Annotated in this window: 21 protein-coding genes; 9 read left to right on the forward strand and 12 right to left on the reverse strand. The window is 47.2% G+C overall.

Annotated features, from left to right (window positions below; all coding sequences use genetic code 11):
* Window positions 1-53: 53 nt before the first annotated feature.
* A complete protein-coding gene (locus Q1B11_RS16675; protein WP_299734486.1) occupies window positions 54-437 on the forward strand; it encodes a PilZ domain-containing protein in 384 nt (127 codons plus the stop codon).
* A 19-nt stretch (window positions 438-456) separates the two neighbouring features.
* Here Q1B11_RS16675 and lrp read toward each other — a convergent pair whose 3' ends face one another.
* Window positions 457-945, reverse strand: coding sequence for a leucine-responsive transcriptional regulator Lrp (gene lrp / locus Q1B11_RS16680; RefSeq protein ID WP_067517382.1), 489 nt, complete (start codon window positions 943-945; stop codon window positions 457-459).
* Window positions 946-1,487: 542 nt separating this feature from the next.
* Here lrp and potA point away from each other — a divergent pair.
* The 3 genes from potA (at window position 1,488) to Q1B11_RS16695 (ending at window position 4,630) form a co-directional block, all read left to right on the forward strand.
* On the forward strand, window positions 1,488-2,651 hold the full coding sequence (potA, locus tag Q1B11_RS16685) for a polyamine ABC transporter ATP-binding protein (protein ID WP_216636513.1): 1,164 nt from the start codon (window positions 1,488-1,490) through the stop codon (window positions 2,649-2,651).
* 219 nt (window positions 2,652-2,870) lie between these two features.
* Window positions 2,871-3,749: an ABC transporter permease subunit gene (locus tag Q1B11_RS16690; RefSeq protein ID WP_299734520.1), complete on the forward strand. Its 879-nt coding sequence runs from the start codon at window positions 2,871-2,873 to the stop codon at window positions 3,747-3,749.
* A gap of 77 nt (window positions 3,750-3,826) precedes the next feature.
* Window positions 3,827-4,630 carry an ABC transporter permease subunit gene (locus Q1B11_RS16695; RefSeq protein WP_299734522.1) on the forward strand — a complete coding sequence of 268 codons (804 nt, stop codon included), beginning with the start codon at window positions 3,827-3,829 and terminating at the stop codon, window positions 4,628-4,630.
* Between the two features lie 48 nt (window positions 4,631-4,678).
* On the opposite strand, the gene alr is transcribed toward Q1B11_RS16695, so the two are convergent.
* The 7 genes from alr to Q1B11_RS16730 all read right to left on the reverse strand — a co-directional run bounded on the left by alr (window position 4,679) and on the right by Q1B11_RS16730 (window position 11,429).
* Window positions 4,679-5,830, reverse strand: coding sequence for an alanine racemase (gene alr / locus Q1B11_RS16700; RefSeq protein WP_299734491.1), 1,152 nt, complete (start codon window positions 5,828-5,830; stop codon window positions 4,679-4,681).
* Between the two features lie 208 nt (window positions 5,831-6,038).
* A complete protein-coding gene (locus Q1B11_RS16705; RefSeq protein WP_299734493.1) occupies window positions 6,039-7,025 on the reverse strand; it encodes a TIGR01620 family protein in 987 nt (328 codons plus the stop codon).
* Window positions 7,025-8,470 (reverse strand): YcjX family protein, encoded by a 1,446-nt coding sequence (locus Q1B11_RS16710; protein WP_299734494.1) that lies wholly within the window; start codon window positions 8,468-8,470, stop codon window positions 7,025-7,027. Before Q1B11_RS16710 ends, Q1B11_RS16705 begins: the two co-directional genes overlap by 1 nt.
* Window positions 8,467-9,258 (reverse strand): hypothetical protein, encoded by a 792-nt coding sequence (locus Q1B11_RS16715; protein WP_299734496.1) that lies wholly within the window; start codon window positions 9,256-9,258, stop codon window positions 8,467-8,469. Before Q1B11_RS16715 ends, Q1B11_RS16710 begins: the two co-directional genes overlap by 4 nt.
* A gap of 186 nt (window positions 9,259-9,444) precedes the next feature.
* Window positions 9,445-9,996 (reverse strand): YSC84-related protein, encoded by a 552-nt coding sequence (locus tag Q1B11_RS16720; protein ID WP_299734498.1) that lies wholly within the window; start codon window positions 9,994-9,996, stop codon window positions 9,445-9,447.
* Between the two features lie 82 nt (window positions 9,997-10,078).
* Entirely contained in the window at window positions 10,079-11,026 is a 948-nt protein-coding gene (locus Q1B11_RS16725) for an SIS domain-containing protein (RefSeq protein ID WP_299734499.1), read from the reverse strand.
* Between the two features lie 88 nt (window positions 11,027-11,114).
* The gene (locus tag Q1B11_RS16730) at window positions 11,115-11,429 is read right to left on the reverse strand and encodes a Rieske (2Fe-2S) protein (RefSeq protein WP_299734501.1); all 315 of its coding nucleotides are present in this window, start codon (window positions 11,427-11,429) and stop codon (window positions 11,115-11,117) included.
* A 69-nt stretch (window positions 11,430-11,498) separates the two neighbouring features.
* On the opposite strand from Q1B11_RS16730, the gene Q1B11_RS16735 reads away from it, so the two are divergent.
* Entirely contained in the window at window positions 11,499-12,206 is a 708-nt protein-coding gene (locus tag Q1B11_RS16735) for a hypothetical protein (RefSeq protein WP_299734503.1), read from the forward strand.
* Between the two features lie 4 nt (window positions 12,207-12,210).
* On the opposite strand, the gene Q1B11_RS16740 is transcribed toward Q1B11_RS16735, so the two are convergent.
* Window positions 12,211-12,393 carry a type II toxin-antitoxin system RelB/DinJ family antitoxin gene (locus tag Q1B11_RS16740; protein WP_067583802.1) on the reverse strand — a complete coding sequence of 61 codons (183 nt, stop codon included), beginning with the start codon at window positions 12,391-12,393 and terminating at the stop codon, window positions 12,211-12,213.
* A 265-nt stretch (window positions 12,394-12,658) separates the two neighbouring features.
* Here Q1B11_RS16740 and Q1B11_RS16745 point away from each other — a divergent pair, with 265 nt between their 5' ends.
* Together Q1B11_RS16745 and ispG are read left to right on the forward strand one after the other, a co-directional pair.
* Complete coding sequence (locus tag Q1B11_RS16745) at window positions 12,659-14,686, forward strand: transglycosylase SLT domain-containing protein (protein ID WP_299734507.1); 2,028 nt, start codon at window positions 12,659-12,661, stop codon at window positions 14,684-14,686.
* A gap of 139 nt (window positions 14,687-14,825) precedes the next feature.
* Entirely contained in the window at window positions 14,826-16,061 is a 1,236-nt protein-coding gene (ispG, locus tag Q1B11_RS16750) for a flavodoxin-dependent (E)-4-hydroxy-3-methylbut-2-enyl-diphosphate synthase (RefSeq protein WP_299734509.1), read from the forward strand.
* Between the two features lie 75 nt (window positions 16,062-16,136).
* On the opposite strand, the gene Q1B11_RS16755 is transcribed toward ispG, so the two are convergent.
* On the reverse strand, window positions 16,137-17,387 hold the full coding sequence (locus tag Q1B11_RS16755; RefSeq protein WP_299734511.1) for a hypothetical protein: 1,251 nt from the start codon (window positions 17,385-17,387) through the stop codon (window positions 16,137-16,139).
* A 566-nt stretch (window positions 17,388-17,953) separates the two neighbouring features.
* On the opposite strand from Q1B11_RS16755, the gene Q1B11_RS16760 reads away from it, so the two are divergent.
* Entirely contained in the window at window positions 17,954-19,207 is a 1,254-nt protein-coding gene (locus Q1B11_RS16760; protein WP_299734513.1) for an MFS transporter, read from the forward strand.
* On the opposite strand, the gene Q1B11_RS16765 is transcribed toward Q1B11_RS16760, so the two are convergent.
* Window positions 19,204-21,525 carry a penicillin acylase family protein gene (locus Q1B11_RS16765; protein WP_299734515.1) on the reverse strand — a complete coding sequence of 774 codons (2,322 nt, stop codon included), beginning with the start codon at window positions 21,523-21,525 and terminating at the stop codon, window positions 19,204-19,206. The genes Q1B11_RS16760 and Q1B11_RS16765 overlap by 4 nt on opposite strands.
* Before the next feature lie 277 nt (window positions 21,526-21,802).
* On the opposite strand from Q1B11_RS16765, the gene Q1B11_RS16770 reads away from it, so the two are divergent.
* A complete protein-coding gene (locus Q1B11_RS16770) occupies window positions 21,803-22,462 on the forward strand; it encodes a 7-cyano-7-deazaguanine/7-aminomethyl-7-deazaguanine transporter (RefSeq protein ID WP_299734516.1) in 660 nt (219 codons plus the stop codon).
* Window positions 22,463-22,581: 119 nt separating this feature from the next.
* Here Q1B11_RS16770 and aroQ read toward each other — a convergent pair whose 3' ends face one another.
* On the reverse strand, window positions 22,582-23,184 hold the full coding sequence (gene aroQ, locus Q1B11_RS16775) for a gamma subclass chorismate mutase AroQ (RefSeq protein ID WP_299734518.1): 603 nt from the start codon (window positions 23,182-23,184) through the stop codon (window positions 22,582-22,584).
* Window positions 23,185-23,340: the final 156 nt, after the last annotated feature.

Consider the following 23,340-nt stretch of genomic DNA (forward strand, 5'->3'; position numbering starts at 1 on the left):
AAAAACAAAAAATGCTAACTTAGGGCTTCCTGCCAGTTTTGTAAGGAGGCTAAATGTCGGAATTTATACAAGAAAAACGCCAATATCCGAGAAAATCACTGGAAAAAACCGCTGAGGTTCTGGATAACGACACCGGGCTCTCCCTCGGTATTCTCGAAGATGTATCCAAGGGCGGTTTCAGTATTCTCACGGACCAAGGCATGCGCCCATCTGAAACCAGAAATGTCACGCTGGTGCTACCAGGCCCTCAGGGCAGCCCACACAAAGTCTCTCTGACGGCTGAATGCATATGGTGCCAGACCATTACTGAGCGTGCAGACTTTGCCGCCGGTTTTGCGCTGAGAAGCATTGAAGATCAAGATGAAGTGGCGCTGAACTATTACATCAGAGACTATCAAGTCGCAGGCCAGAAGGCAGGTGAGCTGGAGGAAAGCTAGCTCACCCTGATACTACCCTTCAGTCTGAAATGGGCAGGTTAAGTGTTTCCTTGAGCTCTTCCATTACGATGTAACTCTTGGATTCCCGAACACCTGGCAGCTTCAGCAGAATATCCCCAAGCAGCTCACGGTAGGAGGCCATTTCAGAAATACGGGCCTTAACCAGATAATCAAAATGGCCAGATACCAGATGGCACTCCAAGACGTTAGGCAACTTAATCACCGCTTTACGGAAGTCATCAAAAATATCTGCGGACTTGCTATATAGGCTGATTTCCACAAAAACCAGAAGCCCAGCTTGAAGATATTTGGGGTTCAACCGGGCGGCATAACCCTGAATAATCCCTTCTCGCTCAAGGCGTTTAACACGCTCCATGCAGGGCGTTGTGCTCAAACCAACTTTGTCTGCCAGCTCAACATATGAAATTCGCCCCTGTTCTTGCAGAGTGCGAAGAATGTTACGATCAATACGATCTAACTGACGGATGACTTCTTTTCGGCTTCTCATGATCTCAGTCGTTTGCTGAAAGTACGCATTTAGGGAGATATCCTTCGGCCATTATCTCTGATCCTTGTATACCCTTCGCCTTTCAAGTTGCTACTTTGTTGGCTGCATTCGCTCATCCCGATCACCTACTCTTTGTAGGCTCACGGGTTTCGCTTATTTGCCGCCGCGTAGCAACTCGAAATCCTTTGGGTATAGGAATCAATAGGCAAATACCCTTCGGGTCACGCAGATTAGGGTAGGAATTGAAAATCTGCAAGTGAGCATTACTATTACCCTTTATCAGGGTTTATCGCAAAATCATTTTCAAGCACCCCTTTTTTATGGACAATGCCCTCCGCTTTTTACTTCCCTGAAGGTATGAAGGCTCTTTTCATAAGCAACCTGCACTATTCCAAAACACGGAGATACAGGCAGTTATCCGTTTCTGACGATAAACTTATGACACCTGAGCCTATTGAAGCTTAAGCTACCGAAGTTTGTCTTCGGATCATTTTATGCAGGTTCAAACCTGTTTTTTCATCCCGGGCTGGAGAAATTATTAGATGAATACTGCATCTGTCTCCCCGAAAAACACCGCATCAGCGCACTCTTCTATACAGCAGAAAAGCCGTGCCAGCGATGAAGTTCTGGTCAGAATTGATCAGATCACCAAGAAGTTTGATGACACGATTGCTGTTGATAATGTCAGCCTGAATATTCAAAAGGGTGAGATTTTTGCGCTGCTGGGTGGATCAGGATCAGGTAAATCCACTCTATTGAGAATGCTGGCGGGTTTTGAGACACCATCAGAAGGCAATATTTATCTGGATGGCCAGAACATCACCCATCTGCCGCCTTATCTGCGCCCGATTAATATGATGTTTCAGTCGTATGCACTGTTCCCCCATATGACCGTGGAGCAGAACGTTGCCTTCGGCTTGAAACAAGATCGCCTGCCCAAAGACATTATTGCCCAGCGGGTGCAGGAAATGCTGAAACTGGTGCATATGGAAAAATATGCCCGTCGAAAACCACATCAATTGTCCGGTGGTCAGCGTCAGCGTGTTGCTCTGGCTCGCAGCCTTGCCAAGCGGCCAAAACTGCTACTGCTGGATGAGCCCATGGGCGCTCTGGATAAAAAACTCCGCAGTCGTATGCAGCTGGAAGTGGTGGATATCATCGAAGAAGTAGGCGTCACCTGCATTATGGTGACCCACGATCAGGAAGAAGCCATGACTATGGCGGAACGCATCGGAATTATGGATGCGGGTTGGATTGTTCAGGTAGGCACGCCTATCGATATTTATGAAAATCCCAACAGCCGTATGACCGCTGAGTTCATTGGCTCCGTGAATATGTTTGAAGGTGAGATTATTGAGGAAGAGGCGGGTTACGTCATCATTAACTCCCCCCAGATTGATCAGCCCATCTACATTGGTCACGGCATTATGGCGCCGCTGGAAGATCGTAAAGTCTGGATCGCCGTTCGCCCGGAAAAAACCATGGTGACCCGTGAAGAGCCAGAAGGTAACTACAACTGGAGCCGCGGCCTGGTACACGATATTGCGTACCTTGGTGGACACTCGGTTTATCATATACGACTACCATCCGGCATGATGGTGCAGTCCAACATGGCCAACGTTATCCGTACTGCCGACAATCCAACCTGGGGCGATGAAGTATTCATCAGCTGGGACGATGACAGCGGCGTAGTACTGAACAGCTGACTAATAGAAGCTACTCTAAATACTATTTATCGTTCGGACTACAGCTCGGATATGTACCCCTGCTGAAGATCATTTATTTTTTGTTGTACGTCTGCGGCTGAATACATTTCCACTTCTGCCGCTGATATCGATATTGTGGAAACTGCCATGTCCAATGCTCAAGCAAAAGGTTCAGCCACGTTGAAGTGGGGACCAGAGAGGCTACACGCCTTAAAGGAAATGTGGGGACGCCGCCTGGTACTGGGCGTCCCCTATCTCTGGTTGTTGCTGTTTTTTCTTGTTCCGTTTCTGATTGTGGTCAAGATCAGTTTCTCGTCTGCAGAAATTGCTATACCACCGTACTCGCCCGTTATTGAATATCTGGACGAGGTGTTAACCATTAACCTCAACCTCGGCAATTACTTTTTCCTTGCTGATGATGAGATGTACCTGCAAGCCTATTTGACCTCGATCAAGCTGGCTGCCATTGCTACTTTCTTCTGTCTGATGCTGGGTTACCCGATGGCCTACGCCATGGCCAAAGCACCCGGAAGAAAACAAAGCTTCCTGCTCATGCTGGTGTTACTGCCATCGTGGACATCCTTCCTGATCCGAATCTATGCCTGGATGGGAATACTGAAAAATAACGGCCTGCTGAACAATCTGCTGATGTGGCTCGGGTTGATTGATCAACCGATGCAAATATTAAACACGAACATTGCCGTGTATATCGGTATCGTTTATGCCTACCTGCCGTTTATGGTGTTGCCGATCTATGCCAACCTGACACAACTGGATAAATCGTTGCATGAGGCAGCAAATGATCTGGGCTGTCGCCCTTGGGAAACCTTTTTCCGCGTAACACTGCCACTGTCCAAAAGCGGTATTATCGCCGGCTGCATGCTGGTATTCATCCCATCTGTAGGCGAATACGTTATTCCTGAATTACTGGGAGGACCAGAAAGCCTGATGATTGGTAAGGTGCTCTGGCAGGAGTTCTTTAATAACCGTGACTGGCCGCTGGCTGGCTCTCTGGCCATGATCATGCTGCTGATTCTTTGCCTGCCCATCGCCTTCTTTAACCGCCAGCAGGCAAAACAGATGGAGGCTGGTCATTGATGAGTGCTGCCATTCAAAAAAGTGCTGAACAGACGTCGTCCATCAGGCGATTCAAAAAGCCTGGATTTTCCACCGTCATGCTGATTATTGGGCTGATTTTTCTATATCTGCCCATGTTTATTCTGGTGTTCTATTCGTTCAACGCTTCACGACTCGTGACCGTCTGGGCGGGATTTTCTACCAAGTGGTATGTGGAATTGTTTCAGGATGAACAATTGATGGGTGCCGTGTGGACGAGCCTGAGAATTGCTTTCTACAACGCCACCATGGCAGTCATACTCGGTACGGTTTCTGCCTTTGTGCTGGACCGTTTTGGAAAATTTCGTGGCAGAACCATGTTTAACAGCATGCTGACCGCGCCGCTGGTGATGCCAGACGTCATTACTGGTCTATCCCTGCTGCTGTTGTTTGTCACCATGGCGGATCTGATTGGCTGGCCTATGGAACGAGGGATGCTAACCATCTGGATTGCCCACGTGACCTTCTCAACAGCTTATGTGGCGGTGGTTATCGGTGCACGGTTAAGGGAAGTGGATCGCTCTATCGAAGAAGCTGCTTTAGATTTGGGCGCTACGCCACTAAGAACCTTCTTCCTGATTACCATTCCAACCATCGCACCTGCACTTGCGGCTGGTTGGTTGCTGGCATTTACCCTGTCGCTGGATGATCTGGTTATCGCCAGTTTTGTTTCCGGGCCGGGCTCCACTACTCTACCGATGGTGGTATTTTCATCGGTTCGACTGGGTATTTCACCCAAGATCAACGCCATGGCGACCCTGATTATTGTGGTGGTATCACTGGCGGCACTGCTGGGATGGTGGTTTATGCGTCGAGCCGAGCGGGAGAGAAAAACAAATCTCGAACAGTTTAACAGCCATTAAATCTGTAAAGCGCCCGATCGGGCGCTGCTTATCTCATTGCGATAAGCATCAGGAGTCGACAGAAGGCTCAAACAACAACGTGGAAGTTTCAGCAGCATTTTTGGAAGTATTTTCATAAACATCTTCAGAAACATAGTGCACTGGCACACGATTCAAGTTGCACAGTAGCTGATAAGGTATTGTGCTAGCGCCTTCCGCAACCTCATTGATCGACAACCCCTTTCCCCATAGGACAGCACGATCGCCAACCTTAACACCTGGGATACCGGTTAAATCAACCGTCAACATATCCATCGAAACACGCCCCACCAGCGGTACTTTATGACCATTGATAAGAACCGGTGTGCCGTTCGCTGCATGCCGTGGGTAACCGTCCGCATAACCCATAGCAACCACACCCAAACGCGTGGGACGACTGGCTATCCACTGACTGCCGTAGCCCACGGAGCTGCCTGCTGGAACCTCTTTGATACTGATAATTGCGGAACTGAGCTCCATCACCGGTTTTAGCTCTGGTAATACGTTGCAGCTTTCTGGAAAAGGAGAAACACCGTAAAGCAGCAGACCTAGTCGATTCCATTGCCCTCGGGCTTCCGACAAAGCGACCAGTGCCGCAGAGTTACACAAACTACGATCGCCAGGTAACCCCATGGTGTGTTCATTGAAGGTTTCAAGCTGACGACGGGCGTGGGCATTTTCTACTTCATCCGCACAGGCAAAGTGCGTCATCAGCACAATATCACAAACACTCTGATGACTATTCACCTGCTCCCAGACACTTCGATAGACTTCCGGGGCAAAGCCTACGCGCCCCATGCCCGAATCCATCTTCAACCAGACACGAATCGGGTTTTTGAAGTTATACGACAGAAGGGCATCTACCTGATATTGGTGGTGAATCACTATATCCAACTGATACTCATCAATATTATTCAGCTCTACTGCATCATAAAAACCTTCCAGCAGCAGTACTGGCTGACGAATACCAGCGGCTCGCAACTCAAGAGCCTCTTCAATACAGGCGACAGCAAAACCACTGGCAATATCTGCAAGCGCAGTTGCACAGGCGATCGCTCCGTGACCATAGGCATCCGCCTTGACCACAGCAATCGCCTGACCATTACCAGACAGCTGTTGGGCAACTCGATAGTTATGACGAAGTGCGTCAAGATCTATCGTTGCATTTGCTGGTCGTCCCATGTTGTTTGAGATTCCCCCCCGGGAACAATTTTCACAGCTGACATCCTATCAATTAATAACCATCAGCTCTTTATGTGTTTATCGAAATTATATAGATGCATAAATAATACCCTTTAGTCGTATTTATCCATAGATCTCATAGCATCTTATTCTTATATAACGACAAATTGTCTTACGAAGGATTCAGCAAGGGAGGAAGCACCAGTGCCTACACACTGGTTTTTTTGAAGCGGGCTTCTAATGTGGAGAGAATACTCTTCGCCAGACGACGAATACCGGGTTTCTGTTCTTCCTTGAACGGCAATGGACGACACAATGACAACGCTCTAAGACCAATTCTGGCAGTATAGATGCCAACACCAAGGCCGCTGGCCACCTGACCACTGACCAGCCCCAGCAATCGGTTAGAGGTAAAATCAGCCAGCTGATCCGACAACAAATCCGTTGCACCGGCCAGTGCCATTTGCCGGAGCACCATTCTGATCAGATGAAGCCTCGCAGGCAGAGATGGGCGGATTCCGTAAATCTGGCATATCTCATCCAGCATTCTGATACTGCGCCATAAAGCCAGCAGCATATCCAGCGCAGCAAAGGGGCTGAGTGCCACCATCAAAGCCACCTGCTGACTATGATTTGAAATCAGATTAAGCGCTTGTTGATCCAATTTCTGAAAAAAATGATTATCCAGGTGTGCCAGCATCTCACGATCATCATTGTAATCAGGCATTGTCGCCAACGCTTGCTCCAAAACAACTTGCTGAGGCTTATTCTGGTAAAGCTTTTGAAGCTCTGCAGACCATGCCGTTTTTAACCGTTGTGAACGTTGGGTTCGAACCTGTTCCGATACATCCTGCAGCTTTGCTATATTTTTGAAATCCCGCTGGTACAGGAAAAACTCGATCACCGCCTTGCCGGTAACAATACTCAGGATGAATAACAACGCCAAAGCAAGCACCGCTGGAAACCAGTGAAACGAATAGAGAAACTGAACCAGCTCAATACTCTGCCAAGTGACCAACACAACAACCAGAGCAAGCACACCCATAACCGCTCTTTTCAAAAGACGAAGTGAGCGGGTAGCCAGTTCCGGGAATACTTCTATTGGCTCAGGTAGCGTAGCACTGATCGAATCTGGTGTTTCAATAGGGGATTCCGTTGATATCGGAATAAACCAGGGGTCTTTCTCTTCGCTCATTAAAAACGATCTCCCAACAAGTCATTGAGAATGCTGTCCAGACGAATATGAGGCAGTCGGCCACCCGCCGTTAACTGCATTCCCTGAGGCGGTAATAAACGACGAAGTTTCCAGCTTTTCATTGCTTCCCAATCATCAGGCTCGGGCAGCTTTTCCGGAATTTCAGGATGCAGTAACATCCCCGGACCATCATTCGTTATTCCCTGCAACGCTTGCCGCCCTTGATACTCGACACAGGTGGATGATCGAACGGCAGCAACGGCCTCACAGCGCATATCAATGGCATTAAACGTCGCTCGCCGTTTTGCATCTTGAACCAGATTGGCCGTCAGGCTGCGAATCGCTTCATGTTGATCCGACAGAACCTGATCAATTTTGGTGGCGGCAAACACAACCCGATCAATTTTTGGGCTGATGAGTCTGGTCAAAAAACCATTATGCCCATAGTCAAAGCTCTGCAATGCCTGCGCCAGAGCGTACCTCAAATCATCAAAAACTGGCTGCCCTGAACTCAAAGTGCGTACAGCGTCAATCAGCACCAGCTGACGATCCACCTTCTGGAAAGTATGTCGGTAAAAAGGCTTTATAGAATTCTTTTGATAGTTTTGGTAATGCCTTTCGCAGACTTTTACCAAGGCATCATCCGGTGCCGATGCTATCTGCTCAGCACTCAATGAATGAAGTGCTGGAAGTGGAATAAACGGCAGTGTTTGTTCTGTTTCTTCCGGGGTCAGGTGCAACCAGCGCCCCGGCTGAATCATGGAAAAACCAGCCTGCTGGCATTGCTGCAGATACGTCACATAGGTTTGCCATATACACTGTAGTGTTGCTGAAGCGATTGGCTGTAGAGGATCGATCTCATGGAGTTTGGCAATCAACTCCGACGCCAGTGATTTACGAATACCATCATCAAGCAAGCTGAAACATTGACGACTCCAGGTTTGGTAATCCATCTCCAGCATGGGTAAATCCAGCAGCCATTCACCGGGATAATCTCTCAATTCCAGTAATAATCGTCCAATCTCGGGCTTTCGTCGTTTGAGTAAGCCGGGCCGGGCAAGATATTTGATTTCCAGCACACAACCCGACTCCTGTCGCGTTGCTTCAGGCCAGCCACCTTTGGTTAGCGCTTCAATACCCTGTTGATAAGGGAATAACGGCAAACCATTCAACGAAGACATTTGAACACCTAACAGGCGCTCCTGAATAGCAGGAGGAAAGGCAGCCAGCTGTGCCTCAGAAAAGTGTTGCAGCTGATGGATAAGACTGGTGATCAGCGTCGTTTTTCCACTGCCGCTAAAACCGGTGACCCCCAGAGTAATGCGCTTATTGAGCAGACGCTCTAAATTGCCCTCTACTGATTCTGTCGCCGATCTGGCAAGATCACGAGCCTTTCCCTGGCTTTGTTTCAGAGTTGTCTTGATCTTGCCTTTTATGGAACTCATCTCAGTTGCCATTTCTCCGACGATGCCAGATAACCATTGGCGTATACCGTAATATCTATTTCCAGTGTACGCCCTTTCAGAGAAATATGGCGAACCACTTCATTGAGCACACCGCCCGGGCTGTATTCAACTTCGGGCTCCGAGTCATCTTCCCGATCACTCTTTTCACGTTTTTTGCGCTTTTTTTCTTCCACTGGCAGAGTGGTTACTTCATCTACTGGTTGAATAGAAGGCAATAAGTTTTCAATCATGTCTGGAAAGATTGGCAGAATAGCTGGCTTATCTTCCGGCTTTTCAGGCTCTGGTGGTTTTGGTTTGCGCACAAAGTAGCGCTGTAAAAAAACCAGCTCATTGGCCGTGATATTCATCACTTCGATATTGCCATCGGGGCCACGACTGTCCATCCGGAGGAAACTATCTGATTGATACAGCCTGAAGCCTTCGTTGTAACTAGCTCTTCTCTGCGGATCGTACACTTCAGCTCTGAACGTCATTTCACGACGATGGTCGCCTTCGATCTCCAACGCCAGCTCGGTGTTCCTGATGACCTGCCTTGCATTGGCTTCACTACCCACGCAGACGATTCGTGACGCTGAACCTTGCCAATCCCGATCAATTTTTTTGAGAAAAGCTTGAAGATGTTTACGCTCGCTGCCAGAAAGTGGTTGCGCAGCCTGATAATCAAAAACATTGCCACCAGCGATCACGGTTGGAGATTCGCTGTAGCATTCAACGGCGGCGCTATAGCTGGAAAAGAATGCCGCAAACAGCACTGAAAGGGCAGGCAATACGGATTGCCTGCAAGATACTAAAAACGACTTCCTCACAACTGCCCCCCAGGCAATCGAAAACTGACTTCCTGCAGGCAGGAAACGACTGTGGGAGTCTACTTGGTGGGGCAGATTCGATCAAACCAAAACAGAGTTTACGTGAGGGATCTTGAGGGTTCCTGATGGTCAGGAACCTTTATCAAATTACTTTTCTATTTCACTGATCTTTGAGCCTTCCAGCGTCAGGTTATACATCAAACCTTTGCTGTCCAGAATAAAACCAATAATCGGTGCTTTTGCCGTTTCCGTGGTGATGGAGCCGCCAGCACCAAACTCGGCAATGGCAACACTGCCATCAACACCCGCTTCCCACCCCTGACTGTTCAGGAATTTGTTCAACGCAGAAGATGTCATAAACATGATGACCTGGGAACGAGCCTGAGCACCCAGCTGGAAGCCTATAGATGCAGAAATAGTTCGGTAGTAGGCATCGATACGATGACCAACCAACATGGCACCTTCACCGTACTCACCACCAATACCAATGCCACCTTTCACCACATTCGGAAATACCAGAATGCCCCGTGCCTTTTTGCCCAGCTCTCTGGCGGCAGGCCTTTCTTTGTAAAGTTTACTCAGTGTTGCCTTAACATTGGCATCTAACTCCTGTTTGGATGCGGCCTCTGCATGCAACACCGGTAACATCATTGTGACGGCAAAAAATAATGCCAATAGTACTCGGGCTTGAATCTGCATGTTTGACTTACCTGCTGAATTTTCCCAGTAAAGGATAGCATTATCAGCAGGCAAGAAACCTGAAGGCAATCGTTGGTTAAAGCTAAACCGCCTTTGTTAAATCCCCAATCGTCAGCAAACCAACCAGCTTCTGATCCTGGTCTTTAACCAGAAGTGTGTGCAGACCATGTTCTTTCATCATCAGGCGAGCCTCATCAGCGCTGACTTTTTCCTGCACACAAATTGGTGCACCGTTCATAATGGTTCGGGCGCTAATGCCTTGCAAACTCTCAACACCGGCAAGGTTTCTGCGTAAATCGCCATCGGTGATAATGCCGCACAATAATTCGCCATCCATAACCAGACACAAATTGGTGCGGTGAGAGGTCATCGTTTGCATAACTTCACGCAGGCTGGCATCTAGAGATACCGTCGCCAGTTCACTCCGTTGCATCACATCACGCACCCAGACCATTTTCTGATCACTCTGCTGCGCTTCAGGCGAACTAAACATACGACGACGAATCAACGTTTCCGCCAATAAGTCACCAATCGCCAAAAGAACCGTTGTGTACGTGGTTGGCGCCTGCTCCCGATGTTCCCGACTTTCCACCACACTGGCATCCAGCACGATATCAGCCTGCTCTGCCACAGGGCCAGCAGGATCACCGGTGATGGCGATCACTTTATTCCCCATTGCACGAATGGCAGGATAGAGGCGAAGCAACTCTTCTGTTTTGCCGCTGTAAGAGAGCATGATGATCACATCACCGGGCCCGATCATGCTGAGATTTTCTTCCCAGGTTTCTGCAGCGTTTAGAATGTGGGTGGACACGCCGGTCGCATAAAGTGTGGCTGCCATTTTCTGGCCCACCAGCCCGGACTGCTTCATACCAAACATGATGGCGCGCCCACGACACTCGGCAAGTACTTCAAGCGCAGCGTTAAAGCTGCCGTTAATCCTGCTTTCCAGTGCTTTCAGAGCTTCGATCTGACCGGCAACGCTGTTGCGCATGACGTCGGCAATCAATTGATTCTGGTCCAGGTTCATGGTCCGTCTCTTTTTAATCATTTCTACCAGTTTTACATATTGTGCCTGATAGATTATTGATCAAGAGCATGGATAGGGTTTATGAGCTTCAAGGAAGATAAACAACCCCATCCCGCACTTCGCACTCAACACTGGTAAGCTGATCCCCCGGGCAAGGGCCTGCGATGCACTCCCCCGTTTCAATCAAAAACTGTGCGCCGTGGGTTGCACACTGAATCAGCCTTTTTTCGGAATCCAGAAACTGATCCGGCTGCCATTCAAGATTGATCCCAAAATGAGGGCAACTGTTTACATAGACAAAGACTTGCTGCCCTTGTCGTACAGCGAAAAGATGCCCCCGTTCATTATGGAAGCCTTTACTGCCAGGATCGTCTAAATCATTCACTGCACACAAACGAATCATTCCCTTCCCCCTGAAAGTTGGGTCAAAAAGTCGATAACCAATAATACCATTGCCAGAGTTGAGTTCACGATGCAGTCAATCGACCTGTTATCCAGCAAGGACATTATCAAAACGGTTTCCCAAATCGATGACCTTCAAAATATCTGGGAACAAAGAAATGACAAGCTGCCTTTCTATACCCTTGGTGCAGCCAGCTACCTTGATAGTTCCAAATCTTATAATAAACGCTATTACAAAAAAGCAGACCGCCTGAACCCGATTCTGGCAAATCAGTTTTCCTGGCTCTACGAAAAAGTCCTCAGTGCACTGACAGAAGCAACAGGTTTAACGTGTCAGTTAGCCGAGCATCAGGCATTACCAGGGTTTCATATCTTTCTGGCACACAAAAAGTTTCTCTCTCCTGTTGCCAGTCGTCATGTGGATAGACAACACATAAAGCTGAACTGGACCAATAATGAACAAGTAGACCTGGAGAAAAATACGCTGTCATTCACTCTGCCATTGGAGCTACCTTCCTGTGGAAGTGGCCTGAACACCTGGCCTGAAAGCTATGACGATTTAATGAAAAAACCGCTCTGGTACAGTTCATTTGGGTTCACCAACGTCAACAGTCAATGCGAGTACATCGATTACCATGTGGGTAAAATGATTATCCACTCCGGACAATTGCTTCACCAGATTGCACCACTCAAGAAATATCACCCAGAAGACCGACGCATTACGCTGCAAGGCCATGCTATTTTGAGTAACAACGGTACCTATCTACTCTACTGGTGAGCGTTTAGTCAGTATCAATCTCTTCTGGCAAGCGAACCTCAAAGGGCATACCCCGCTGCAATACAATCTGGCTGAAGTAGAGATTGATTGCCTGAGACGTGGTCAGCCCAAGCTTGCGCAGAATATCTTCTGCCTGCTCTTTTAACGCTTCATCTATTCTTGCTCTGACGGTGGTTTCTTTCGCCATGAATCACATCTCCCGCGTACGCTTTTTAGATCAACCACTATTGGTAAAACTTTTTATGATGTAAAGGTATAAGAATTCATAATTTTTTCTCACTTGGCCAAGCGCCCGTCCCTCAATGGCTCAAGCGCATTTATGTCCACTCAGGGTTCATCGGTCTGTGAATCTGCCGATTGACTGATAATGCCCTGCCAAATATAAGATAGGTAGTTAAGCAGGAAGCTAACTCAATTTTGAAATGGATTTTCGGAGTTCGAAGCCTGATATTATGCTGAATTTTCTATTCAGAGGACTGGTTAGCTTTTGGCTAATCACCTCGATTTTTGTCGTACCGACAAGTGTTGCTAACGAGCTGGACAAACAGCGCTCCCTATTCACTGCCGTCGAAAGGGCTTTGAAGAAAGGAGACACTCGTCCCTACTGGAAGCATAAGACAGAGCTCAGCAGTTACCCTCTGGCGCCTTACCTTGAGTACCTTAATCTTTCTGGCAATTTAAGAAACCTGAGTCAGAGAGAGCTGGATCGATTTTCCAATAAACACCCAGACCTGCCACAAACCGATCAACTACATAGACAATGGCTGCGTCACCTGGCAACCACAAAACAGTGGAAGTCCTATCTTGAGGCTTACCACCACGACGATGGTGGTCGTTATCAGTGCTACAAAGGCATTGCTCTGAAAGAACTGGGCCTCCGTGAAAAGGCATGGCAGGAAGCAAAATCTCTATGGCTAACGGGAAAGTCCCAACATAAAAGTTGCGACCCTCTGTTTAAAAGCTGGAAATCCGCTGGTGAGCTGACACAAAGCCTGATCACCGCCCGGTTCTGGATGGCTGTAGAGCAGAATAATTTATCCCTTGCCCGCTACCTGGATAATAAAATCACAGACGCTGTATTCAAACCATCCACAGCGCTATTCTGGAAAATCGATAAAAACCCAAGAGTGCTCGCATCTCATTTCTTTATTGGTGAACTGGAACATCAGCGCATCATCATGCTTCACGGGATGAAAAAACTGATCTCAAGGGACTACAACCTCGCCATCAAAACGTGGCTCACCCTTCGCGAGCAACATCCATTTACTCTGGAAGAAGCTGCGCGGGTAGATCAGCGCATTGCCCTGAAGGCCACGAAGAATTTCCGTGCAGATGCCGAAGCCATCAGTGCGAAAATTGACCCGGATTTTCAATACCATGAAGTGACCGAATGGCGCATCCGCAATGCCCTGGCTAATCAGGATTGGACGGAAGTCATTAAGCTGATTGAAAAATTGCCCCCTGCCATAAAAAATGAAAGCCGCTGGCGCTACTGGATAGAAGTGGCGCAATTGCAATTTTTGGAAGATATCAGAAAAGGTAAAAGTGCTATCTCAACCGTCAGTAGCACTGATAAATTAAAGACACCCGCCTTAAATGCATTGAGTTCAGAGCGCAGCTTTTATTCATTTTTGGTGGCAGATTTAAAAGGAGTCCCCTTCCAACTTAATCATCAATCCAATGAAATACGCCCTCAGGACATACAAAAGCTAAAACAATTCTATCCGGGTCTCAAGCGCATCAGAGAGTGGACTTACCATAAACGGTTTTACTCTGCGCAATCGGAGTTAAACCGAATCACCCCGGGATTAACAGACAATCAGAAAGCCATGATTCCTTATCTGGCACAACAGTGGCAATGGCATTTTCAGGCAATTATGTCCGCAGCCAGAGCAAAACTCTGGGACGATTTGGATCTTCGTTTCCCTGCGCCAGAATCCAACCTGTTCAACCATCATGCCAGTAAAAATGATCTGGATTACCCATGGGTGGTGGCCATTGCCCGCCAAGAAAGCGCTTTTCATCCCCGGGCTCGTTCCCATGCCGGTGCTATGGGGCTGATGCAGCTCATGCCAGCCACTGCAAAACAGGCGGCAAAGCAAGCGGGCATTACTTACAGAAAAAACACTGAGCTCTACAAACCTGAAATGAACATTGCCCTGGGAACGACTCACCTTGGCTGGCTGTCGAAGCGGTTTGATAACAGTCGGATACTCGCTACTGCGGCATATAATGCAGGGAGCACCGCGGTTAACCGCTGGCTTAGACAGAGAGGGCATTTGCCAATGGATATCTGGATTGAAACCATTCCTTACGATGAAACCCGTAAGTATGTGCAGAATGTCATGGCTTTTCGGGTGATATACAGTCAGATGGGCAATCAGCCTGTACGAATGTTCTCATCAACAGAGGTTTCTTCCTTGAGTCTAAACCTTAATGCATCGCCCTTTATTGCTCAGCGTGATCAGCAGAAACCGTGATAAGTCTGCACCTTTATAATCTATGGGTATAAAATGGTTCGGTTAATATCGCAGGACAAAAGAAACCATTCTGATACACTGCGAAGCCCTTTACCCATGCTGTTTTGGCTATTCATTTAATCACGGGAGAACAAGGTTTATGGACAGACGTCGTAAGACCCACGCTGTTCAGGTTGGTCATATCACCATCGGCGGTGACGCACCCGTTGTTGTTCAATCCATGACTGACACTGACACAGCGGATGTCCAAAAAACTATTGATCAGATCAAGCTTCTGGCTGATGCCGGCTCTGAGATGGTGCGTATCACGGTCAACAGTGAAGAGGCCGCTGCGGCTATTCCCGCTATTTATGAAGGATTGGCCAAACTCAACTGTAATGTACCGATTGTTGGAGACTTCCACTACAACGGCCATCTTCTCCTGACCAAGTACGATGAAGCCGCCCGACTGCTGCACAAATATCGCATTAACCCCGGCAATGTAGGTTTTGGCAACAAAAAAGACGATCGCTTTAACGCCATGATTGATGTGGCTATCAAATACAACAAACCGGTTCGAATCGGCGTTAACTGGGGCAGCCTTGATAAAGAGCTTTCCACCAAGATGATGGATGATAACGCCAAGTCAGCCAACCCAAAACCTTCGGAAGAAATCCTTCAGGAAGCACTGGTCGTTTCTGCGCTCCAGAGTGCGGATGCCGCCGTGGCTCGTGGTTTAGGCGCTGACAAGATTGTTATTTCCTGCAAAGTTTCAAGGGTTCAGGGGCTGATCCGCGTTTATCAGATGCTGGCAGATCGTTGCGAATACGCACTGCACCTTGGTTTGACTGAAGCTGGCATGGGCAGTAAAGGCATTGTGGCTTCCAGTGTTGCCATGGGCATTCTGCTTCAGCAGGGTATCGGTAACACGATTCGCACCTCCTTAACGCCTGAGCCAAATGCCAGTCGTGATAAAGAAGTCATCGTTTCTCAGCAAATCCTTCAGGCGCTGGATGTACGAAGCTTTTCCCCAGAAGTCACGGCTTGTCCTGGCTGTGGTCGAACAACCAGCACCTTCTTCCGGGTGCTCACCGATGAAGTAGACACCTTCCTACGCAGCAAAATGGTGAGCTGGCGCTCTCAATATGTAGGCGTTGAGAACATGAAGGTTGCGGTTATGGGTTGTATCGTCAACGGCCCTGGCGAAAGCAAACACGCCAATATTGGTATCAGCTTGCCGGGGACAGGTGAAGCACCATCAGCACCGGTGTTTATTGACGGTGAAAAGTTCACTACCCTCAAAGGCGAACATATTGCTGATGAGTATAAGCAGCTGATCGAAGACTATGTTCAGAAAACCTATGCCTCACGAAAAGAGCTGATTGCCAGCCATTGATCCTGAGTTTACATATTTTTTGCTATCGTTGTTCGCTGCCTCTTACAAACGGGGCGGTGAAATTAAAAAGCAAGGTCAGACCGGACTGTCATTCTGACCCAGCCCTCCTGTTTCCTCGCCTGGGACGGCAATACTGCTTTGATGAGTACGATCATAAGCAACGGCAAGAATTGCCTGCATAACAACACTTGATGGAGTAATAGTCACGCTGTGCTTGTTACCGCTTTTATCAATTTTGTAGCTGATTTCTGTTTCTTCATTCATTGCCGTTAGCAAATGACGCGCAAACTGAAGTGTGTCTTTTTGCCGGTCATTAAACTCCTTTTGATTGAGAGACAACGACAACACACCACGTTTATTACGACACTGGCAACCTAGAAAACCAAGAATGGAAATACCTGCAACCGATGTAAAGATCATAGAAATCATCAACAACGCTTTTAAATCATTTTTTGATCCCTCCAACGTTGTTCTGACAAAGTCTGACAAATTTTCAGCGTCGTCAGTGGTATTTTTCACCATCGACTCCATACGATCAGCCTTGGTCATTAACTTACCGATAGTGATAAAAACACTACCAGTCACATTTTCAACCAGATCTTCCATAACCCCAACTCGGCCGGAGATACTATCGATAACACCTTTGGCATGGTCAGTGACGTTGGAAACCTTCTTTTCAATGTTATCAACTGGCTGCTGAAATGCGTCTAACAATGCAACTGTTATGTTGTCTACGTACGGATCCAGGTTGCCAGCTATACTGCTTCCGAGTTTCTCCTCATCTACGGAACCAAACCACCCTCGTTTCGTTCTTGAATGAGGCTCATCAGAAGCCTCATACTGGAATATTTCACCGCTTTCTTTAGACTTGCCCTGTTCATCAAGCTTTATAGCTAACTGTTTCGCCTGCTCGGCAAGCTGGCTTGAATAGAACATAGTACTTTTATTATTTGCCAAATCGTCCAGCAAGCTTTTGCAACGCGCTAACTCAGGTGCAGTATGATTTTTTGGAGACCTATTAAGGTTCGACGCAGATTGGTTCTGCTCAACTGTAGCGTTGAAAGCGTGTTGAACTCTACTGGTACTAGCTGCGGCATGATTATCGTTGGGTGCACCCAGCTTTGGCACTCTATGACCTGATACTTTTTTGCCAGCGTATGATTCTATAGTTTTATTTCTCGCTCCATCAGGCCTTGGTATCTGCGTCTTCTGCGTCCACTTTTTTTTAGCCGGACTTCTTCTCTGTAACTCTTTATTTTTGAATGTTGGATGCTCAGATTTTTTCTTATAACGTGAAGTGGATGAACCAGCACTGATATGTTCCACCGATCTACCTTTATAAGTAGCATTTTGCCGTGGCTCATTCATAACGGTTAACACTGAAAGCAGTGTATTAACAGGAGCCATATTAGTAGTAGTTGAATTCCACATGTTAGCCTTTTTCTACATTTTATAAATTAGTCGATCGATCAGAATAGATGTAGTTTTTCAGTTTCTTCCACAATACTGATAAATATTTTATTAATGAACATTTATACCTTCCATTGATCAATTGTCAGCAGTTGCCCAAGAACGGCTTTCATCTAAGTCGCGGGCCACTTGGAATCGAACATTTCTGGCTAATTGGACAGTTGCGATACAAAGCACAGGGGTAGGATCCTACTCTCATGACATCGTATAGCCATGGTGAATGGCGTAATTGGACATTTAAAGATCCTATTATCTATTATCTAACTCATTTATGACTGACCGGTTAAAAGAATAGACCATTATTCTTTTATGCTATTATATTTTCTCAAGGAATTAGTAGTTATGGGTGATTAACATTTTCCTACCATGTATAGATTTCAGTTTTCAGCCACCTTGATTACCCATAATAATGGGACATCTTTATGTACTTAGCTTGCCGTCTAAGGTTGGTAACGACTCTCAGCGCAACCTTGGAATTTTACGATTTCACCCTGCTTATTTTTCTAGCCAGCGCTATATCAAACAATTTTTTCCCTTCGGCTTCCAGCATGGGCAACATCATGCCGGTGCTGATTGTCTTTTTTGCCGGCTATATCGCTCGTTTTGTTGGCGGTTTTATTTACAGCCACTTCGGCGATCGTTATGGGCGAAAGCCTTATTACATGAATTCCATGGTACTCATGTCTTTGAGTACTTTGGGCATAGCTCTACTACCTGGGTTTGATACGCTGGGCGATTTGGCACCGATCCTCTTATTCTGTCTTCGGGTGCTTCAAGGAGCCTCACTTGGGGGCGAGATACCAGGCTCTGTTGTTTACGCATCAGAGTTTTCTCAGAATAATCGCCGGGGGCTCGTCACAGGTTTGATCATCTTTGGCGTCACGTTCGGCAACATCCTTGCCAGCGGTGTGGTTTGGTTGATCCATCAGCAATTTGGTGAGGCTGCAGTCAATGACTGGGCATGGAGATTACCTTTTGCTGCGGGCTCAATGATAGGCTTACTCAGCCTATGGCTAAGATACAAACTGACAGAAACACCCGTCTTTGAGTCCCTGCAACAAAAACCTAAAACGGTCGTCCCTATTATTACGCTCATCAAACATTATCGACTGCAACTGGCTCAAGGTGTGAGCCTGGCTGCGGTTCCCGCTGTTACCGTATCTGTACTCTTCTTTATGCCAAGATACCTCAAGGAATATGCCCCACAACCATTCTCATGGGCATCCATCAGTTTCTTCCTGTTTTCAGCGCTGGCTATCAGTTGTTTTATCTTCGCGGTGATCTCTGACTGGACTGGTCGCATTCCAATGATACGACTTGGTGCTGTACTCATGACACTGGTTGCACCCATATCCATATATTTCTTTTCGCAAGGCAGTATTCCAACAGCCTTGGCGTTTATACCGCTGGTGATTTCGCTGGCTATGGTGAATGGCGTATACGAAGCCTCTATGGTGGAGCTTTTTCCAACCGACGCTCGCTTCAGTGGCGTGGCGTTCAGCCACAATCTGGCGTTTTGTCTGTTTGGAGGAGCCACTCCCCTCGCGCTTGAATGGCTCTGCTCTCATGGTTGGCTGTTAGCACCGGGCATTTTGCCGGCAGTCGCCAGTTTTATTCTACTGGCACTGTCTTTTAATTGGCGAGACCGCTATCAAGACCAGCTTGCTGAAGTTTAAGGCTTCAGCATTAACGTATGACTCACCTTTCCAGGTAAGAAAGGGCTCTGCTTGCCATCAACCCAATCCATATAACCAGTCCGGAAGAAAGGCGATAATGGATGCCCACTTTGGCCTCCCGGCATATGAAAAATAGCGTCACTCTCACGTCCGGGAGCCACCACCATTCTTTCAGAAGCTCCTTGACTGGCACGCTGCGCTCTTGGCATCCAGACATCGCCGTTTAATGGAACCGCTGGCATATTTAACAGCTTGCCGAATACAGGAATAGCGTTACTTAGTGGATGACGGATATCAGCGGTATTTCTCTCACCCCAGGTTGACGTTGCCAACTTTTCAATACCGCCTAAATCTGCGATGACTTCGTCCACCGTTTCTATCAATAACTCATCCCAATTTTCATATTCAGGGCTCAACCAGTTCATGGGCCTTTCATCAAGAAGACGCCAAATCATTTCTGTTTCATGGTTCAGCTTTTGCATATAGCCGTCATTCACATTGCTTTTTGCTTCAGGTGACAATGCTAAAAAGTAACGACCCAACGCAGACACTATCTTCAGCTTTAAAGCATCATTGAATTCCCGCACCAACCGGTAACCCACATCATCAACCGATGCTTTGCCTGACCAGTTATCCACATAATCATAAAACCGCTGGCGAGCCAGATGCCCTTCTTTAACAACGGGTGTCAGAGTTTCCAAAATTAAACGACGCCAGTTATCCATGTAAACCGCCCTGTGATCCAGAGCGATATCGAGCATGGCTTGCTCATCAGCACTATCTAGCGCCAGCAGCGCATCGCGGATCTGCATTTGCCGTGGGCCAAGAGCGTAACCGCCATTGCCTATTTTGTTATAATCCTCACCGCTGATGATGCGGGCATTGGCCGTCCAAACCTGATGACTTCCGGGATTGTATACCTTTGGATATTCCTCAGGAGCCAACCAGCCAAGCCAATTTTCATCTGCCTTCTGCCAGGGCAGTGGATATGTAGAGTCAATGCCTGAGCGATTAGGTATCTGCCCTGCCACTGTCCAGCCAATGTTGCCATGGCGATCACCAGCGGTGAAATTCTGAGGAGGTATACCGCTACTATTGGCAACAGCCATGCCTTCTTCAACATTCTCTACCAATTCCAGATTGACCAGGTTTACATTGGTCGCCTCAGGCGAATGCGCAGTCCAGCGCAGAGCGTATTGAGTATTATCATAGGCAGAGTCAATCACTGGCCCCCAATGAGTACCGGTATAGTTAACCTTGACTGAATCCTGACCTTTGACGTTTATTGTCTCCGTCCAATTCTCTAGTGGTTTACTCCCCTCATTGGTCATGTATTGATTATTAAGGATTTCCAGCTCCACAAGATCAACCCAGTCACCGGCCGTGTTGGTAAAGCCCCAGGCAACATGGCTATTACTGCCAACCACCACTAAGGGGGTTCCGGGCAACGTAACACCAGTGACGTTTATTTTTTCCTGGGGATTATTCGGGTGTGGGTAGTTGAGTGAAGCTCGATACCAGATGGTAGGCACCCGGTGACTTAAATGCATGTCATCCTGCACAATCGCACCGCCGTGGGCGGTCAATGCTCCGGACACCGCCCAGTTATTACTACCAATCATTTGATCTTCAATGAGTGTACCACTGAGATTGCTGTACAAGCTGGTGTCATTATTTCGAAGATTAACCAGTTCTGGCCCGGGGGTTGGAACATCCGGCAGAACGCCCGGTTGCATAGGTGAATCCCATCGAGTTTTCAGTGGTGAGAGAAAATCAATAACCACTGGTGAGGTTACACGACTGAGATAGCCTTTAAGGTTATCCAGCTTCACCTCATTGTCGTTTAGGTCCATATACATACTGAATACCGTCAGGAAGGTATCTTCAGGCTTCCATAGCTCAGGCTCTACACCAAGCAGCAAGTATTCAAACGGTTTTTGTCCGAGGTCATTGATGCCTTGATTAACTCCACGGGCATAAGCATTCAATAGTGCCTTGTGCTCCGCCGTTGCCTGCTCGACCGACTTTCGGGCAACTTGGCGAAATCGATGCTTCCGCTGTCGTTTATCATGTTCCAGAGCCATTCCGCCGACCAGTTCAGACAACTCACCTGCCGAATTCCTTCGATTCAAATCCATCTGAAAAAAGCGATCCTGGGCGTGTAGATAACCGATAGCAAAGGCCACATCTCTTCGGTTACTGCCTGAAATCAGTGGCGTGCCCTGATCATCACGATCAATAAAGACGGCAGCGGCTAAGCCTGGAACTTTCACTTCACCATCAAGCAGAGGCAAGCTCTGATACAAAAGAACAAACACGGTTAGAATACTAATGAAAGCGAGGGCTATCAGAAAAAAGAATCCCCTCCGGAACCAGACTAACATTGAACCACTCCATTATCGTTATTGTACTGACGGCTAAATATCATCCACTCAGTCTCCATCGAAAGCATACTTCAGGCAACATTCAATTTTAACCGATACCCTGTGAGTATTTTTCATTTTGCCCTGATGACCAACAATCAGTAGAATGTTGCGCTGTTTTAAGGCGTCCAGGATGCCCGAGTTCCCTCACCTCTATCAAAAAGGATTTGTAATGCTAACCAGCACTCGCAATCTGAACATTTTATTTTTACTGTCGTTATTCCACGTTATTACGATTACTGCCAGTAACTATCTCGTACAAATTCCATTTCAGTTCCTTGGAATGCACACCACTTGGGGCGCGTTTACCTTCCCGTTTATCTTCCTGGCGACAGATTTGACGGTTCGCATTTATGGTTCTGAGCAAGCTCGGCGGATTATTTTCCTTTCTATGTTCCCCGGACTGCTGATCTCTTATGTGGTTTCCGTTCTGTTTGTTGAAGGCAGTTTTATGGGGCTGGGAAGTCTTGCAGAGTTTAATGTGTTTGTTGCCCGCATAGCAGTGGCCAGTTTTGCCGCTTACCTCATTGGGCAGGTGATGGACATAACAGTCTTTAACCGCCTGCGTCAAAATGCCGTTTGGTGGGTGGCGCCCGCCTGCTCTACCGTTGCCGGTAACTTTATCGATACGTTGAGCTTCTTCAGCTTGGCTTTTGCAGGTTCAGCTGACCCGTTTATGGCTGAGCATTGGATGGAAATTGCGTTGGTTGACTATGGCTATAAGTTAGCAATCAGTATGCTGTTCTTCCTGCCAATGTACGGTCTTTTGCTGAACTTTTTGGTCAATAAACTGAAAATGCCCATTAATATGTCAGCCCAACAAACTGCTTAATTTAAAAAGCCCCTGTAAAGGGGCTTTTTAATACTGAATCCCTGCTAACTTTTATCACCATTAGCTGTTTGACAACTCTACGTTAATTCTGGCGCTTTCTTCAACGCAAAACCTTATGTCTATCTCAACCTTACTTTCTCAAGGCTGTTAAATAGTATGGCCTTATCTTTATCCGTAATGTGCTCAATATTGATAGCTTTGAAGAACTCATGCTGAAGATGACCATCAATTGTTTGCCCTGAATCCAGATATGATTTTAGCTTCGTCAATATTTCTTTATCTATCTTCAGTAATTCTGGCCTGATCTTAAGATCCAGATCCATAGCGGTAAGGTGAGAAGGTTTATCGACCTGCCAGTCAGCCAGATAACGGTATTGAATGGCCTTTGCTACATCCATTTGAGCCTGAACGAAAAAAGACAATGACTCGGCATTTAACCCTAATTGTTTGGCCTCTGTTTTTGCCTTCTTTAATACTTTCAGCTCCCTATCATAATTTGCAATGGGACTATGCGTGGACGCCTTTGATAGAGCGACGTATTGCATATAAGCAAGCCTTTGATTGATAAGCTCGAAAATGCCACTAGCCACTGGGTCTGCTCTCGTCCATGTTGCTGCAAGAAGAACCAGAATGAGCGGTAGAAAATATGTCATAGCCCTCTTCAACCAAGCGCTCTGGTGCTTCGTGGGTTTGATATTTTCTTTATCTGCTGAACTGAACATTAGTTAATATATGTCCGATGCTTGGATTTTTTGATGCATAGCAAAAACCCCGAACACGAAGTGCTCGGGGTTTTCACAACCTTGAGCGAACTCAAGGGTAATTTAGTGCCTGGCGATGACCTACTCTCACATGGGGAAGCCCCACACTACCATCGG

It is taken from the genome of uncultured Endozoicomonas sp., assembly GCF_947495845.1.
Taxonomy (GTDB): domain Bacteria; phylum Pseudomonadota; class Gammaproteobacteria; order Pseudomonadales; family Endozoicomonadaceae; genus Endozoicomonas.

Bases quoted from the DNA above. Each gene is read 5' to 3' on its own strand.
- Q1B11_RS16675 (WP_299734486.1), top strand. From the start codon at position 54: ATGTCGGAATTTATACAAGAAAAACGCCAATATCCGAGAAAATCACTG.
- lrp (WP_067517382.1), bottom strand. From the start codon at position 945: ATGAGAAGCCGAAAAGAAGTCATCCGTCAGTTAGATCGTATTGATCGT.
- potA (WP_216636513.1), top strand. From the start codon at position 1,488: ATGAATACTGCATCTGTCTCCCCGAAAAACACCGCATCAGCGCACTCT.
- Q1B11_RS16690 (WP_299734520.1), top strand. From the start codon at position 2,871: ATGTGGGGACGCCGCCTGGTACTGGGCGTCCCCTATCTCTGGTTGTTG.
- Q1B11_RS16695 (WP_299734522.1), top strand. From the start codon at position 3,827: ATGCTGATTATTGGGCTGATTTTTCTATATCTGCCCATGTTTATTCTG.
- alr (WP_299734491.1), bottom strand. From the start codon at position 5,830: ATGGGACGACCAGCAAATGCAACGATAGATCTTGACGCACTTCGTCAT.
- Q1B11_RS16705 (WP_299734493.1), bottom strand. From the start codon at position 7,025: ATGAGCGAAGAGAAAGACCCCTGGTTTATTCCGATATCAACGGAATCC.
- Q1B11_RS16710 (WP_299734494.1), bottom strand. From the start codon at position 8,470: ATGAGTTCCATAAAAGGCAAGATCAAGACAACTCTGAAACAAAGCCAG.
- Q1B11_RS16720 (WP_299734498.1), bottom strand. From the start codon at position 9,996: ATGCAGATTCAAGCCCGAGTACTATTGGCATTATTTTTTGCCGTCACA.
- Q1B11_RS16725 (WP_299734499.1), bottom strand. From the start codon at position 11,026: ATGAACCTGGACCAGAATCAATTGATTGCCGACGTCATGCGCAACAGC.
- Q1B11_RS16730 (WP_299734501.1), bottom strand. From the start codon at position 11,429: ATGATTCGTTTGTGTGCAGTGAATGATTTAGACGATCCTGGCAGTAAA.
- Q1B11_RS16735 (WP_299734503.1), top strand. From the start codon at position 11,499: ATGCAGTCAATCGACCTGTTATCCAGCAAGGACATTATCAAAACGGTT.
- Q1B11_RS16740 (WP_067583802.1), bottom strand. From the start codon at position 12,393: ATGGCGAAAGAAACCACCGTCAGAGCAAGAATAGATGAAGCGTTAAAA.
- Q1B11_RS16745 (WP_299734507.1), top strand. From the start codon at position 12,659: ATGCTGAATTTTCTATTCAGAGGACTGGTTAGCTTTTGGCTAATCACC.
- ispG (WP_299734509.1), top strand. From the start codon at position 14,826: ATGGACAGACGTCGTAAGACCCACGCTGTTCAGGTTGGTCATATCACC.
- Q1B11_RS16760 (WP_299734513.1), top strand. From the start codon at position 17,954: ATGTACTTAGCTTGCCGTCTAAGGTTGGTAACGACTCTCAGCGCAACC.
- Q1B11_RS16770 (WP_299734516.1), top strand. From the start codon at position 21,803: ATGCTAACCAGCACTCGCAATCTGAACATTTTATTTTTACTGTCGTTA.
- aroQ (WP_299734518.1), bottom strand. From the start codon at position 23,184: ATGTTCAGTTCAGCAGATAAAGAAAATATCAAACCCACGAAGCACCAG.